The sequence below is a fragment of the Methylosinus trichosporium OB3b genome (genome assembly GCF_002752655.1).
Lineage (GTDB): Bacteria > Pseudomonadota > Alphaproteobacteria > Rhizobiales > Beijerinckiaceae > Methylosinus > Methylosinus trichosporium.
In genome coordinates this window covers 3,600,044-3,614,135 of the sequence record NZ_CP023737.1, presented here as the reverse complement: position 1 = coordinate 3,614,135, position 14,092 = coordinate 3,600,044, and the positions used below count along the sequence as shown (strand labels likewise).

The 14,092-nt window shown below is 65.2% G+C and carries 14 protein-coding genes; 8 read left to right on the top strand and 6 right to left on the bottom strand.

Translation table 11 applies throughout. The annotated features are described in order from the left end of the window. Positions 1–35 precede the first annotated feature (35 nt). Both CQW49_RS17240 and CQW49_RS17235 read left to right on the top strand, forming a co-directional pair. Entirely contained in the window at positions 36–221 is a 186-nt protein-coding gene (locus CQW49_RS17240; protein ID WP_003608456.1) for a DUF3008 family protein, read from the top strand. Between the two features lie 15 nt (positions 222–236). After that, positions 237–638, top strand: a complete 402-nt coding sequence (locus CQW49_RS17235) for a four-helix bundle copper-binding protein (RefSeq protein WP_003608458.1) — start codon at positions 237–239, stop codon at positions 636–638. Positions 639–892: 254 nt separating this feature from the next. Here the strand turns inward: CQW49_RS17235 and CQW49_RS17230 are convergent, their stop codons facing one another. Continuing rightward, on the bottom strand, positions 893–1,543 hold the full coding sequence (locus CQW49_RS17230; protein ID WP_003608459.1) for a TetR/AcrR family transcriptional regulator: 651 nt from the start codon (positions 1,541–1,543) through the stop codon (positions 893–895). 240 nt (positions 1,544–1,783) lie between these two features. Between CQW49_RS17230 and CQW49_RS17225 the strand changes: the two genes are divergently transcribed. The 6 genes from CQW49_RS17225 to rpsR all read left to right on the top strand — a co-directional run bounded on the left by CQW49_RS17225 (position 1,784) and on the right by rpsR (position 9,387). Further along, positions 1,784–3,397 (top strand): efflux transporter outer membrane subunit, encoded by a 1,614-nt coding sequence (locus tag CQW49_RS17225; protein ID WP_024749558.1) that lies wholly within the window; start codon positions 1,784–1,786, stop codon positions 3,395–3,397. Beyond that, the gene (locus CQW49_RS17220; RefSeq protein ID WP_003608464.1) at positions 3,387–4,562 is read left to right on the top strand and encodes an efflux RND transporter periplasmic adaptor subunit; all 1,176 of its coding nucleotides are present in this window, start codon (positions 3,387–3,389) and stop codon (positions 4,560–4,562) included. Before CQW49_RS17225 ends, CQW49_RS17220 begins: the two co-directional genes overlap by 11 nt. Before the next feature lie 15 nt (positions 4,563–4,577). After that, on the top strand, positions 4,578–7,682 hold the full coding sequence (locus CQW49_RS17215; RefSeq protein ID WP_003608465.1) for an efflux RND transporter permease subunit: 3,105 nt from the start codon (positions 4,578–4,580) through the stop codon (positions 7,680–7,682). An 87-nt stretch (positions 7,683–7,769) separates the two neighbouring features. Continuing rightward, a complete protein-coding gene (locus CQW49_RS17210; RefSeq protein WP_003608466.1) occupies positions 7,770–8,492 on the top strand; it encodes a DUF1614 domain-containing protein in 723 nt (240 codons plus the stop codon). A gap of 218 nt (positions 8,493–8,710) precedes the next feature. Next, positions 8,711–9,151, top strand: coding sequence for a 30S ribosomal protein S6 (gene rpsF / locus CQW49_RS17205; protein WP_003608467.1), 441 nt, complete (start codon positions 8,711–8,713; stop codon positions 9,149–9,151). Further along, on the top strand, positions 9,151–9,387 hold the full coding sequence (gene rpsR / locus CQW49_RS17200; RefSeq protein WP_003608469.1) for a 30S ribosomal protein S18: 237 nt from the start codon (positions 9,151–9,153) through the stop codon (positions 9,385–9,387). The genes rpsF and rpsR overlap by 1 nt, the downstream gene beginning before the upstream one ends. 93 nt (positions 9,388–9,480) lie before the next feature. Here rpsR and CQW49_RS17195 read toward each other — a convergent pair whose 3' ends face one another. The 5 genes from CQW49_RS17195 to CQW49_RS17175 form a co-directional block, all read right to left on the bottom strand. Continuing rightward, positions 9,481–9,858: a hypothetical protein gene (locus CQW49_RS17195; RefSeq protein ID WP_003608471.1), complete on the bottom strand. Its 378-nt coding sequence runs from the start codon at positions 9,856–9,858 to the stop codon at positions 9,481–9,483. Positions 9,859–9,974: 116 nt separating this feature from the next. Next, positions 9,975–11,237 carry a cation:proton antiporter gene (locus CQW49_RS17190; protein ID WP_003608473.1) on the bottom strand — a complete coding sequence of 421 codons (1,263 nt, stop codon included), beginning with the start codon at positions 11,235–11,237 and terminating at the stop codon, positions 9,975–9,977. A 124-nt stretch (positions 11,238–11,361) separates the two neighbouring features. Then, positions 11,362–12,609, bottom strand: coding sequence for a tryptophan synthase subunit beta (trpB, locus tag CQW49_RS17185; RefSeq protein ID WP_003608475.1), 1,248 nt, complete (start codon positions 12,607–12,609; stop codon positions 11,362–11,364). 80 nt (positions 12,610–12,689) lie between these two features. Next, the gene (locus CQW49_RS17180; RefSeq protein WP_003608477.1) at positions 12,690–13,130 is read right to left on the bottom strand and encodes a DUF29 domain-containing protein; all 441 of its coding nucleotides are present in this window, start codon (positions 13,128–13,130) and stop codon (positions 12,690–12,692) included. A 76-nt stretch (positions 13,131–13,206) separates the two neighbouring features. Next, complete coding sequence (locus tag CQW49_RS17175) at positions 13,207–13,845, bottom strand: phosphoribosylanthranilate isomerase (protein ID WP_003608479.1); 639 nt, start codon at positions 13,843–13,845, stop codon at positions 13,207–13,209. Between the last annotated feature and the right edge of the window lie 247 nt (positions 13,846–14,092).

Genomic DNA, 14,092 nt, shown 5'->3' with positions numbered 1-14,092 from the left:
TTATCCTTTACTTCGTCGCCCGCGGGAGAAACGACATGCCGGCGAGATCCAAAGCCCAGCAGCAGGCCGCCGGAGCCGCGCTCGCCGCAAAGCGCGGCGAGATATCGCCGAGCGAGCTGCAAGGCGCGTCGAAATCCATGTATGAATCGATGAGCGAGGAGCAGCTCCGCGAGTTCGCCGCGACCAAGCGCAAAGGCAAGCCCGAGCACGTTCACAAATGATCTAAGGAGAACGCCATGCATGTGGAAGCCATGATCTCCAAGCATCCGCAGGCGCGCGGCCAGACGGATCGGTCGCTCGTCCAATGCGTCGAGATGTGCTTCGATTGCGCGCAGACCTGCGCGGCCTGCGCCGACGCCTGTCTCGGCGAGGATAAGGTCGCGGATCTGCGCCATTGCATCCGGCTCAATCTCGATTGCGCCGAAATCTGCGTCGCTGCCGGCTCGATCGCCTCGCGCGCCGCCGGTACGGAGGAGTCGATACTGCGCACGATGCTGCAGACCTGCGCCGAGATGTGCCGCATGTGCGAGGAGGAGTGCCGACGCCACGCCGGCAACCATGAGCATTGTCGCATCTGCGCCGACGTTTGCAAGGAATGCGAGACCGCGTGCCGCTCCGCGACGGGGCTCACGCATTAGAGCTTTCCGATCCGATTGGATCGGATACCGCTCTAGAATTCATTCGTTTGAGCGAATTCTTATCGATCGAATGATTCCGTGCGGTCGGAAAGCGCTCTCGACATGCGGAGGGCGGCGGGCCTCGTCACCGCGAATGACGCGGAGCAAACCAGAACCCTGCCCGCGACCCTGGTTTGCTTCGTCGCGGCGCTCCTCGCAATGACGACCCTGATGGTCGTGGAATCTTTTCGACGCAGTCGAATTAGCGCGAGCCCTCAGTCTCGCGTCTCGGTCACTCCATAGGCCTTCAAGAAGACTGCGAGCCCCGCCTCCATGATCCGCTCGGCCTCCTCCTGATCGCGTAGCTCGAGGCCGAGCGCGACACGGAACGGCGTGTCCAGCAGCGCGAGGTTCATCAGCTGCTCGGCGGCGATGCCCGCATCATCAAAAGCGAGCAGGCGCTTCGCCCTCGCCTGCTCGAGATATGCGACGACGAAATCCACGACGATTTGCCGGGCGCTCTTGAAATAGAGCTTGCAGAGATCGGGAAAGCGCCAGCGCTCGCCCGAAACAGTCTGGAAAAACGCCATCGACTCCTTGGCGAGGAAATGCCGGACGAAATGGCTGCACAGCGCATGCAGCGCCGGCTGCACGCCTTCGTCGAGATCGGGCGAAGGCAACGTCACGCATTTTTCCTTGCATTCGACCTGAATCAGATGGCTGAACAGCGCCTCCTTGCTGGGGAAATAGGCATAGAGCGTCGCCTTGGAGACGCCCGCGCGGCGCGCGATGGCGTCCATGCTGGTGTCCGAGAATCCCTGCTCCAGGAATTGGGCCCGCGCCGCTACGAGGATTTGGCATTCCTTGCGGCCGGGCACATGCTCTTCCGTGAGTTCTGGAGCCGGAGCAACTGGCTCTGATGTCATGGCGATCGATCCAATTTCGTTTGCGTCACTCTAAGACCTCTCTTCGCCTTTTCCTACCTGGTCTCCGTCCGGGGACGTCCGACGCGAGGAAAAGGCGGTGACTTCGACAACGCCGGCGCCGTTTCAGCATTGACACCGCAGTCACAGGTTAACATAATACGAAACAGAACTGAACGGTTCAGTTTTTTTGTGCGTCACAAGGCGGTCCCTGTGCCCCCCAGAACCTTCGCGCGTTCAGCAATGATCATTCCGCCCCCCGACGATCCGCCCAGCCTCGCGCCGCGGCGGCCGTGGACAGCCCGCATGGGCGCAGCCGGCGCGCTCGCCGCCTGCGCCCTGGCGGGCTGCGCGGTCGGCCCCGACTTCGCCTCCCCGCCGGCCCCCGGGGCCGCCGGATATGGAGCGATTCCCTCCAAGACCCAATCGACGCCGACCGCCGGCGGGGCCTCGCAGACGCTGGTCCACGGCCGCGACATTCCCGGCGAATGGTGGAAGCTGTTCCGCTCCCGGAGCCTGACGGCGCTGGTCGAGGAGGCGGTCGCGAATCACCCGAACATCGCCGCCGCCGAAGCAGCCTTACGGCAGGCTCGGGAGACCATCGAGGCGGATCGGGGCTCGTTCTTTCCGAGCGCGACCCTTAATCAAAGCTTCACCCGCAGCCAGATGTCGACCTCGCAATACGGTGGTCTCGGCGGCTCCTCCAATTCTCTGCTCCTCTATTCGCTGCACAATTCCAATGTGGCGGTGTCCTTCACGCCGGACGTGTTCGGCAAGACGCAGCGCACGGTGGAGAGCGACGAGGCGGCGGCCGAGTATCAGCGGTTCCAGCTCGAGGCGACCTATCTCGCCCTGACCGCCAACGTCGTGACGGCGGCGGTCTCCGACGGCTCCTACGCGGCGCAGATCAAGGTGACGCGTGAGCTGATCGCGGCCTATCGCGAGCAGCTGCGGCTGTTGGAGAAGCGCTTCGAGCTCGGCGCGGTGAGCCAGGCGGACGTCCTGTCGGAGCGCACGTTGCTGGCGCAGGCCGAGGCCACGCTGCCGCCGCTGGAGAAAGCGCGCGCCCAGACGCGCAATCTGCTGATGGCCTATCTCGGCCGTTTCCCCAACGGCGACAATGGCGAGGCGGTCGACATCGCCAATTTGAAGCTTCCTCGCGAGCTGCCGGTCAGCCTGCCCTCCACTCTGGTGCGCCAACGCCCGGACGTGCTCTCGGCCGAGAGCCAACTGCATCAGGCGAGCGCCCAGGTCGGCGTCGCTACGGCGAACATGCTGCCGCAATTCACGCTCTCGGCCACGGGCGGAACCACAGGCAACAATTTCGCGAAGCTGATGACGCCGACAAGCATGGTCTACACGTTGGCGGAGCAAGCCTCGGCGCAAGCCTTCGACGCGGGGACGTTGTTCCACCGGCGCGAGGCCAAGGTCGCGGCGCTCGAGCAATCGGCGGCGCAATATCGCGCGACCGTCATCTCGGCGGTGCAGAATGTCGCCGACTCGCTGCAGGCGGTCTCTCATGACGCCGCCACATTGCGCGCGCAGGTCGCGGCCGAGAAGGCGGCGGCCAAGAGCCTCGAGATCGCGCGCATCCAATATTCCGTCGGCGCGACCAATTATTCGATCGTGCTCGACGCCGAGCAGAGCCTGTTGAACACGCGCCTCGCCCGCGTGAAAGCGCAGGCGGCCCGCTTCGCCGACACGGCGGCGCTGTTTCAGTCTCTCGGCGGCGGCTGGTGGAACCGCGTCGACGAGACGCCCGCCTCCGCGCCCAAGCCCACCGATCCCGTTGCCCTGTCCCCGATCGCCGCCGCGATCCGGGCGCAGGCGGAGGAGCACATACGCAATGACCGCTAGCGCTTCCCCCCTCTCACGCAAACGTCTCGGCGCCACGAAGCCGATGGCGATCATGCTGGCGATCGTCGCCGTCGTCTTCGGCCTGCTCTACGGCTTCGTCGTGTTTCGCTCGGCCATGATCAAGCAGTTCCTCGCCGGCATGGCCAATCCGCCGCAGACCGTCACTGTGACTAAAGCCGCATTTCAGGAATGGCGTCCGAAGCGGACCGCGGTCGGCACGTTTCGCGCCGTCAACGGCTCCGATCTCTCGCTCGAGGTCGCCGGCATCGTGGAGAAGATCCACTTCCAGTCGGGCGAGCAGGTCGCGGAAGGGCAGCTGCTGCTCGAGCTGCGCAAGGACACGGACACGACGCGGCTCGCCTCGCTGCAGGCCTCGGCCGATCTCGCCGGCATCACTCTGCGCCGCGATCAATCGCAGCTGAAGCTGCATGCGACGAGCCAGGCGACCGTCGACACCGACGTCGCCAATCTCAAGAGCGCCGACGCGCAGGTCGCGCAGCAGGAGGCGGTGATCGCACAGAAGACTTTGCGCGCGCCCTTCGCCGGCCGGCTCGGCATTCGCAGCGTCGATCTCGGACAATATATCGGCGCCGGCTCCGTCATCGTGACGCTGCAGGCGCTCGATCCGATCTTCCTCGATTTTCTGCTGCCGCAGCAGGCGCTGAACGGCGTCGAGGTGGGCCAGCCGATCGACGCCAATGTCGACGCCTTTCCGGGCAAGAAATTCACCGGCAAGATCGTCGCGATCAATTCCAAGGTCGATCAGGCGAGCCGCAATGTGCAGGTGCGCGCGAGCCTCGCCAACGCCGATCACAAGCTCACACCCGGAATGTTCGCCGAGATCGACATCGTGACCGGCCATCCCGAGCGGCGGATCACCCTGCCGCAGACGGCGATCGTCTACGCGCCTTTCGGCAATTCGGTGTTTCTCGTGCAGCAGAACGCCGCCGACAAGAGCGCGCCGGCGGGCGGCCTCACGGCGCAGCAGGTGTTCGTGCGCCTCGGCGCGACGCGCGGCGACGAGGTCGCTGTGCTGGAGGGCGTCCCGGAAGGCGCGACGGTCGTCACCGCCGGACAGGTGAAGCTCCGAAACGGCTCGCCGCTGAAAATTTCGGACGCGCCGCAACCGCCCGTCGATCCCGATCCCAAGCCCGTGGATCAGTGAACGGAGACAGCGAATATGCGTTTCACCGACATTTTCGTGCGTCGCCCGGTGCTCGCCTCGGTGGTGAGCCTCCTGATCCTGGTGATGGGCCTGCGCTCGCTCGTCACCTTGCCGACGCTGCAATATCCGCGCACGCAGAACGCCGTCGTCACCGTGACGACCTCCTATTTCGGCGCCGATCCCGCGACCGTCGCCGGCTTCGTCACGACGCCGCTCGAGAACGCCATCGCGCAGGCGAACGGCATCGACTATCTCACATCGACGAGTCAGGTCGGCACGAGCACCATCACCGCCAATCTGCGCCTCAACTATGATTCGGGCAAGGCGCTGACCGAGATCAGCACCAAGATCGACTCGGTGCTCAATCAGCTGCCCTCGGCCGTGCAGCGGCCGGTCATCACCGTGAAGATCGGCCAGACCACCGACGCCATGTATATCGGCTTCAATAGCGATATTCTGACGTCGAGCCAGGTCACCGATTATCTGATCCGCGTCGTGCAGCCGCGTCTGCAATCCGTGCCGGGCGTGCAGACGGCGGAGCTCATCGGCGGCAAGACCTTCGCGCTGAGGGCCTGGCTCGATCCGGTGAAGCTCGCCGCCTATGGCCTCACCGCGAGCGAGCTCAGCGCCGCGCTGCAGGGCAACGATTATATCGCCGGGCTCGGCTCGACCAAGGGCGAGATGGTGCAGGTCACGCTCACCGCGGCGACCTCGATGCATTCGCTGGAGGAGTTCCGCAATCTCGTCGTCAAGCAGGTGAGCGGCGCCAATGTGAAGCTGCGCGACGTCGCCAATGTCACGCTCGGCTCGGAGGATTACGAGTCCTCGGTGGCCTTCAACGGCAAGAAGGCCGTCTATATCGGCATTCTCGTCGCGCCCAACGCCAATCTTCTCGATGTCGTCAAAGGCGTCAAGGACGCCTATCCGGACATTCTGAAATCGCTGCCGCAAGGGCTGAACAGCGAGATCGTCTATGACACGACCGAGTTCGTGAACAGCTCGATCGACGAGGTGGTCCATACGCTGATCGAGGCCATCCTCATCGTCACCGGCGTCGTGTTCATGTTCCTCGGCTCCTGGCGCTCGGTGGTGATACCGATCGTGGCGATTCCGCTGTCGCTCGTCGGCACCTTCACCATTCTGCTGGCGCTCGGCTTCTCGATCAATCTGCTCACCCTGCTGGCGCTGGTGCTGGCGATCGGCCTCGTCGTGGACGACGCCATCATCGTCGTCGAGAACGTCAATCGCCATCTCGCCGACGGTCTGAAGCCATTCGACGCGGCGTTGCAGGCGGCGCGCGAGCTCGCCGGACCGATCATCGCCATGACCATCGTGCTGATCGCCGTCTATGTGCCGATCGGATTCCAGGGCGGTCTCACGGGCGCGCTCTTCGTCGAATTCGCCTTTACTCTCGCCGGCTCGGTGACGGTTTCGGCGATCATCGCGCTCACTCTGTCGCCGGTCAGCTGCGCGCTGGTCCTGAAGGCGCCGCAAGCGGGACAGGAAACGCTGGAAACGAAGATCGTCGCCTTCATCGACGCCAAAATGGACTGGGTCAAGGAGCGCTATCACCGCCTGCTCGAGCGCTCCCTCCACTTCGTGCCGGTCACGCTCACCTTCGGCGGGCTCGTGCTGCTGAGCATCTTCTGGCTCTATTCGAACTCGAAGAACGAGCTCGCGCCGAACGAGGACCAGGGCGTCGTCTTCGCGCAATCGACTTCCGCGCCCAACGCCACTCTGAAGCAGAAGCTGTTCTATGGCGATCAGGTCTACCAGACCTTCGCCAAGCATCCGGAGATGACCAGCTCGTTCCAGATCGTCACGCCCGGCCTCATCTTCGGCGGCGTCGTGCTGACGCCGGCCGACAAGCGCAAGATGAGCGCCGAGCAGCTGCAGCAGGCGCTGCAGCAGGAGCTCGCAAGCTCGGTGCCGGGACAGCGGCTCGTCACCTTCCAGCCGCAGCCCTTGCCGGGCTCCAATGGTCTGCCGATTCAATTCGTGGTGCAGAGCACCGACACATTCGACAAGATGAACGACATCTCGCGCGAGTTCCTGTCGAAAGCGCTGGCGACCGGGAACTTCATGTTTCTCGACACGGATCTGAAGATCGATCAGCCGCAGATGTCGCTGGTGATCGACCGCGAGAAGACGGCGCAGCTGGGCTTGCGCATGCTCGACGTCGGCGGCGCGCTCACCACGGGATTGAGCGGCGGCTACACGCAATATTTCGGGCTGGACGGACGCTCGTACAAGGTCATCCCGCAGATGGCGCAACAGTTCCGGCTCAATCCGGATCAGATCTTGAACTATTACATCAAGACCGCGGACGGCTCCTCCGTGCCGCTGTCGACGGTGGCGAAGTTCCAGACGATGGTGGTGCCGGAATCGCTCAACCATTTCCAGCAGATCAATTCCTTCACCATCTCCGGCGTCGCGGCGCCGGGCGTCATCGCCGGAGAGGCGCTGGCGACGTTGAAGGAGGTCGCAGCGCAGACATTGCCGGCGTCCTACACGATCGACTACGCCGGCGCCCTGCGCCAATTCGTGCAGGAGTCGAGCGGCTTCGCCGTGACCTTCGGCTTCGCGCTCATCATCATCTTCCTGGCGCTCGCGGCGCAGTTCGAGAGCTTCCGCGATCCGCTCATCATCCTCGTCTCCGTGCCCATGTCGATCGCCGGCGCGCTCGTCTTCATCATGCTGGGCTTCGGGGGCGCGAGCATCAACATCTACACGCAGGTCGGACTCGTGACGCTGATGGGCCTCATCAGCAAGCACGGCATTCTCATCGTCGAATTCGCCAATGAGCAGCAGCACAGCGGCAAGACGAAATATGAGGCGATCATCGAGGCGACCTCGATCCGCCTGCGTCCCATCCTCATGACCACGGCGGCGATGGTGCTGGGAGTGCTGCCGCTCATCATGGCGACCGGCGCCGGCGCGGCGTCGCGCTACAATATGGGCCTCGTCATCGCCTCGGGCCTGTCGATCGGCACTCTGTTCACTCTGTTCGTGCTGCCGGCCGTCTATCTCGTGCTCGCCGCCGACCATTCCAAACATGTGGAGGCCGCGACAGACGCCGAGACGGAGGCGCGAGCCCGGGCGCAGACGTCCCACGCCTGACGCGGCGCGGGACGCTCGCATCCCGCGCCCTAGATGAGAAAGGCGTCGCCGGCGCACGTCGGCGGCGCCTTTCTCGCGAGGCGGGTCATGCAAGCCAGTCATCTGCATTATTTCCCGCTGCCGCCGATCGCCTATGCGATCTTCGCCGGCGCGCTGATCGCCCTTTTCATTCTCATTCAGCTGGGCCTGCTGCGCTACGCCTATCAGCGCATCGGGCTCAGTCCGAGCGGCGCCATGCTGGCGCTGATCGGCTCCCTCCTCGGCAGCTATGTGAACATACCCGTGGCTCAGCTGCCGGACGAGACCGTCCGCACGCGCGAGGCCATCGAGTTCTTCGGCTCGCGCTATGAATTGCCGATCGAGGCCGATTGGCCGGGCACGATCATCGCCGTCAACATCGGCGGCGCGATCATTCCGGCGGCGCTGTCGATCTATCTGCTCTCGCGCAACCGCATATGGGGCCTCGGACTGGTGGCGACGGCGATCGTCGCCGCGGTCGTGCATCTGCTGGCGCGGCCGGTGGAAGGAGTCGGCATCGCCGTGCCGATCTTCGCGCCGCCGCTCGTCGCCGCCGCGGTGGCGATCGTCATGTCCCGCGAGCTCGCGGCGCCGCTCGCCTATGTGAGCGGCAGCCTCGGCACGCTGATCGGCGCCGATCTTCTGAACTTCGGCCGCCTTCAGGGCATCGGCGCGCCAGTGCTGTCGATCGGCGGCGCCGGCGTCTTCGACGGCGTTTTTCTCGCCGGGATCATCGCGGTTCTGCTGTCCGCCCTCGGCGGACGCCCCCGTCACGTCCCGGCCGGCGCGTGAGCGCGCGGGCGCCCTTGCATCTCGCGCCGGCGCCGCTATAAAGCGCGCTTCGCGACGCTTCCGGCCGGGGGCTGAACGGAAGGCCTCGGCTCGCGTCGGGGCAGGGCGAAAAACCCGTCTTCCCGTGTCTCCGCCTTCGAACTTCCCGCTCGAGCCTTTCCGCAAGGCTCGAAGGGCTCTGCGCCGGAGCGGCTCGCGACAACGGAAAGGCGAAGAATATGGCTCTCTACGAGCATATCTATCTCGCCCGCCAGGATATTTCACCGCAGCAGGTGGAAGCTCTGACGGGACAGTTCAAGACCATCATCGCCTCGCTCGGCGGCAAGGTCTCGAAGACCGAATATTGGGGCGTGAAATCGCTCGCCTATCGGATCAAGAAGAACCGCAAGGCGCATTTCACTCTGCTCAACATCGAAGCGCCGCCGGCGGCCCTCGCCGAGGTGGAGCGCCAGCAGGGTCTCAGCGAGGACGTTCTGCGCTTCCTGACGCTGCGCGTCGACGCGCTGGAGGAAGGCCCGTCGGCGCAGCTGCGCAAGCGCGACGACGACGACCGCGGCGACCGCCGCGGCCCGCGTCCCGACCGTGGCGGCGATCGTGGCGACCGCGGCGAGCGTCGTCCCCGCCGTGACGAGCCTCGCGCCGAAGGGGAGAGCTTCTGATGTCCACGCCCGCCCGCCGTCCTTTCTTCCGCCGCCGCAAGAGCTGCCCCTTCTCGGGCGCCAATGCGCCGAAGATCGACTATAAGGACACGCGCCTGCTGTCCCGCTACATCTCCGAGCGCGGCAAGATCGTGCCCTCGCGCATCACCGCCGTCTCGGCCAAGAAGCAGCGCGAGCTGGCGCAAGCCATCAAGCGCGCCCGCTTCCTCGGCCTGCTGCCTTATGTGATCCGCTGATCGCCGCGCGGACGCGGCGAGCGTCGGCGCGAAAATACGAGATGACGCAGAGCTCGACACATTCGGGCTCTGCGTTTTCGTTTATGGGCGAGGCTATTCGGCGCTGACCACGCGAGGCTCCTCGCCGCCGATCGCCGGCCGCGAATCGCCCGGCCGCAGATCGCCCGGCGACTTGTCGCCGGGACGCATCGCCATAGCGTTCTTGAGTTGCTCCAGCGCCGCTTTCATTTCCTCGAGCTCGTGTTTTTGATCGACGCCGAGCTTGTCCTTGGCGATTTCCTCGATGTCGGCGAATTTCTTCAGCACCACGCCGACCTTCTCGACGACCTCGTGCCGATGCAGGCCGCTCGTCACCTGCGTGACCGAATCGAGCAATCTCGACGCTTTGCCCACGACTCTCGCGATGGCCCAGACGAGGACCCCGATCAAAACGATCGTCGCGACGATCAACGCGATGATCCAGCCGCTCATGTGCGATCTCCGTTGCGAGCCCGCGACAGGCGCCGCGAGCGATCCCGGCGTCACATAGAACGGAAGATCAGGCGAGCAATGCGCCGGCCGGACATGCCGCCGCGTCGCCTCTCGCTTCAGCCGACGGGCGCGTCGGTCGCTATGGTTCGCCGCGCCACCATGGCGAGCGTCGAGCCCTGCACGATGATGCTGAACAGCACGATCACATAGGTCGCGACCAGGATCGTCGATTTGGCCGGATCGTCCGGAATCGACAAGGCGAGAGCGACGGAAATGCCGCCGCGCACGCCAGCCCAGGTGAGAAACGGCACATTGCGGAGCGAAAAGAGCTTGCTCGACCGCCACAGCAGCGCCGGAACTCCGACGGCCGTCAAGCGCGCGCCGAGCACGATCGGGATGGCGATGGCCGCGAGGAGCAACGCGCGGGGATCGAAATCGAGGAGCAGCACCTCGAGGCCGATCAGCAGGAACAGCACGGAGTTGAGGATCTCGTCGATCAAGGTCCAGAGGCTGAACACATAGCTCTGGGTGCGCTCGCTCATCGCATCCTGCGGCGCGCGATGGCCGATCAGCAGGCCGGCGGCGACGACCGCGAGCGGTCCGCTCATATGGAGGCGCTGCGCCAGCGCATAGGTCGACATGACGAGCGCGATCGTGATGAGAACCTCGACCGGATAATCGTCGATCGCCCGCATCGCCCGATAGCCGACATAGCCGGTCACGACGCCGAGCACGAGGCTGCCGCCCATCTCCAGCAGCAGAAGCTCGCCGATGGACGAGGCGCTCATATGCTCGCCGTTCCCCGTCGCGAACAGCAGCAGGATCGTGTAGAGCACGACGCCGACGCCGTCGTTGAACAGCGACTCGCCCTGCATCTCGACCTCGAGGCTCGCCGGCACGTCGACATTCTTCAACGTGCCCATGACGGCGACCGGATCGGTCGGGCTGATCAGCGCGCCGAAGACGAAGGCCCAGGCCAGCGGCAATTGGAGATCGATCAAACGGCCGGCCTGCCAGATCGCGCCGCCGACGATCACGGTGGACAGCAGCGTGCCGAACACCGCCAGCACGGCGACCGCCGTCGCCCGGCTGCGCAGCTTGGCGAGATCGACATGGAGAGAGCCGGCGAACAGCAGAAACGCCAGCATTCCATTCATCACCACATCGGCGAAATCGATCCGCCGCAGCCCTCCCGTCAGCTCCTCGAACAAATGCTTGTCGGGAAGGGCGAGGTCGATGGCGAGGAGAATGAGCGAGGCGAAGACGCTCATCAGCAGAAGGCCGATCATATGCGGCGTCGGCAGATATTTGCGGTTGATCCATCCGAGGATGGCCGAAAGCGTCAGCAGAATCGTCGCGAGCTCGAAAATCGACAGCACTTTTGAAGCTCCCCTCGCGCGCCGCTCGCGGCGACGCCGAACGCAGGCTACGCCCGCGCCTGCGCCGAGACAATTCTCGCGAGACGGCGTCGGCGCAATCGGGCCCGCCGGTGAAGCCGCCGGCTCACATACCGCCCAAATGCTCCGCCACCGCGAAAATATCCTTGTCGCCGCGGCCGCACAGATTCATCACCATTAGATGATCCTGCGGCTTTTGCGGCGCGAGCTGCATGACCTTGGCGAGCGCATGCGAGGGCTCGAGCGCCGGGATGATTCCCTCGAGCTTGGAGCAGAGCTGGAAGGCCGCGAGCGCCTCCTTGTCGGTGGCCGATAGGTAAGTCACGCGGCCGATGTCGCGCAGCCAGGAATGTTCCGGCCCAATGCCCGGATAATCGAGGCCGGCGGAGATCGAATGGCCTTCGAGAATCTGGCCGTCGTCGTCCATCAGCAGATAGGTGCGATTGCCATGCAGCACGCCGGGCCGCCCGCCGGCGAGCGAGGCGGCATGGCCGTTCTCGACGTCGAGCCCATGGCCCGCCGCCTCGACGCCGTAAATCTCCACTGACGCGTCGTCGAGGAAGGGGTGAAACAGGCCGATGGCGTTGGAGCCGCCGCCGATGCAGGCGACGAGCGAATCGGGCAGACGCCCTTCCGCCTCCAGCATTTGCGCCTTGGCCTCATTGCCGATCACCGATTGGAAATCGCGCACCATGGCGGGATAGGGATGCGGGCCCGCCGCCGTGCCGATGCAATAGAAAGTGTCGGCGACATTGGTCACCCAGTCGCGCAGCGCCTCGTTCATCGCATCCTTCAGCGTGCGCGCGCCGGCCTGCACGGGGCGGACCTCGGCGCCGAGCATCTTCATGCGAAACACATTGGGCTTCTGCCGCTCGACATCGACCGCGCCCATATAGACGACGCATTCGAGGCCGAAGCGCGCGCAGGCGGTGGCGGTGGCGACGCCGTGCTGGCCGGCGCCGGTCTCGGCGATGATGCGCTTCTTGCCCATGCGGCGGGCGAGCAGAATCTGGCCGAGCACATTGTTGATCTTATGCGCGCCGGTGTGGTTGAGCTCGTCGCGCTTGAAATAGATTTTGGCGCCGCCTGCCCCGCCGACCGCCGCGGTCAACCCGCGCAAATGCTCGGTCATGCGCTCGGCGTAATAGAGCGGGCTCGGCCGGCCGACATAATGCTTCAGCAGGCTGTCGAGCTCGGACTGATAGGCGGGGTCGGCCTTGGCCTCTCCATAGGCGCGCTCGAGATCGAGAATCAGCGGCATCAGGGTCTCGGCGACGAACCGCCCGCCGAACAGGCCGAAGCGGCCGTTCTCGTCCGGCCCGTTGCGGAAGGAATTCGGAGCCTGCTGATTCATCGCGCGTCCTCGCCGGTCTTCGTTTGCGCGGCTGTCTTAGACCCTCCGCCGTCGCGATGAAAGCGGGGCGGGCTGGGACCTCACGCCTCCGGCCAGAAGCCCTCGTCCATGATCTCCTCGAAGGTCCAGGGACAGGTCTCTGGAAACGTCTCTTCCGCCAGACTGGTCTCGACCGCCGCCTTGCGGCGCGCGTAACGATAGGCGGAGACGAGCGTCGGGACGAGGAGGGATTTCAGGCTCGGATTGTCCGCGAGATGGTCGGTGATCTCGTCCCTGGAATTGGCGATGGAGAGGCGCGAGGAGTTGCCTCGGCCGACGGGCTGATGCCTCCATTTGAGCAGATGCAGCAGCAGCACGGTCAGCCGACTGACGAGCTCGCGCTTCTCGGTCCGGCCCATGCTCTCGATCTCCTCGGCGATATGTGCGATGTCCGCGCGGGCGAGGTCGCCGACGCGCAACAGATTGGCCTGCTCCTTCGCCCAGGCGTAGAAGTCTTTGTCATAGAGGTAAGACCCCGTCATCGCCGCCTCCCTCTCGCGCGAGAGTCACACGTCAGCAATAGTTTCATCCTCTCATATCGCGCCCGTCATGTCGAAATCACCGCCGCGCCGCCGCGACGAAAGCGGCGATCTTGGCCTCGTCCTTCACGCCGCGCGCGCTCTCGACGCCGGAGGACACGTCGACCGCCGGCGCCTGCGTCAGCGCGAGAGCCTCGGCCACATTGTCGGGATCGAGCCCGCCCGACAGCATCCACTCGCCGCCCGCATGGCCGCGCAGCGCCGTCCAGTCGAAGGCAAGGCCCGCCCCGCCGGGGACGGCGGCGCCCGGCGCCGGCTTGGCGTCGAAGAGAAGGATATCGGCGGCGCCGAGATAGGCCGCCGCCGCCGCCACATCGGCCGCGGTCGCGACGCCGATCGCTTTGATCACCGGCAGGCCGAAGCGGGCCTTCACCGCTCCGACGCGCTCCGGCGTTTCGCGCCCATGCAATTGCAGCAGATCCGGCGCCAGCGCATCGACCATGGCGTCGAGATCGGCGTTAGAGGCGTCGACGCTGAGCGCGACCTTGCGAATGCGCCCCTGCGCCGCGCGGCCGAGCGCGCGCGCCGTCTCCAGCGAGATATGGCGCGGACTCTTCGCGAAAAACACGAAGCCCGCCATGTCGGCGCCGGCCGCGATCGTCGCCTCCAGCGTCGGCAGAGTGGACAAGCCGCAGATTTTGATGCGGATATCGGACATGCTCGTCTCCCGCGGCGCGAGGGGTCGCTGAGCAGCCCTTCTATCGCCGGAGCGAAGCCGAAAAAAGCCTCGCGCGGCCGAAGCCGGCGAGGCCAAGTCATTCGGATCGCCACATGATGCGTCCGGAAGGAGCATGATGGAGCGTCGGAGTGATATCCGGTCTGAGTGTCAGAAAAACCACCAATTTCGCAAGATCGCCGGGTCCAGCTGCGACGTGTCGTCGCGCCCGACGACGAGATTGGCGAAA

Bases quoted from the DNA above. Each gene is read 5' to 3' on its own strand.
- CQW49_RS17240 (WP_003608456.1), top strand. From the start codon at position 36: ATGCCGGCGAGATCCAAAGCCCAGCAGCAGGCCGCCGGAGCCGCGCTC.
- CQW49_RS17235 (WP_003608458.1), top strand. From the start codon at position 237: ATGCATGTGGAAGCCATGATCTCCAAGCATCCGCAGGCGCGCGGCCAG.
- CQW49_RS17230 (WP_003608459.1), bottom strand. From the start codon at position 1,543: ATGACATCAGAGCCAGTTGCTCCGGCTCCAGAACTCACGGAAGAGCAT.
- CQW49_RS17225 (WP_024749558.1), top strand. From the start codon at position 1,784: ATGATCATTCCGCCCCCCGACGATCCGCCCAGCCTCGCGCCGCGGCGG.
- CQW49_RS17220 (WP_003608464.1), top strand. From the start codon at position 3,387: ATGACCGCTAGCGCTTCCCCCCTCTCACGCAAACGTCTCGGCGCCACG.
- CQW49_RS17215 (WP_003608465.1), top strand. From the start codon at position 4,578: ATGCGTTTCACCGACATTTTCGTGCGTCGCCCGGTGCTCGCCTCGGTG.
- CQW49_RS17210 (WP_003608466.1), top strand. From the start codon at position 7,770: ATGCAAGCCAGTCATCTGCATTATTTCCCGCTGCCGCCGATCGCCTAT.
- rpsF (WP_003608467.1), top strand. From the start codon at position 8,711: ATGGCTCTCTACGAGCATATCTATCTCGCCCGCCAGGATATTTCACCG.
- rpsR (WP_003608469.1), top strand. From the start codon at position 9,151: ATGTCCACGCCCGCCCGCCGTCCTTTCTTCCGCCGCCGCAAGAGCTGC.
- CQW49_RS17195 (WP_003608471.1), bottom strand. From the start codon at position 9,858: ATGAGCGGCTGGATCATCGCGTTGATCGTCGCGACGATCGTTTTGATC.
- trpB (WP_003608475.1), bottom strand. From the start codon at position 12,609: ATGAATCAGCAGGCTCCGAATTCCTTCCGCAACGGGCCGGACGAGAAC.
- CQW49_RS17180 (WP_003608477.1), bottom strand. From the start codon at position 13,130: ATGACGGGGTCTTACCTCTATGACAAAGACTTCTACGCCTGGGCGAAG.
- CQW49_RS17175 (WP_003608479.1), bottom strand. From the start codon at position 13,845: ATGTCCGATATCCGCATCAAAATCTGCGGCTTGTCCACTCTGCCGACG.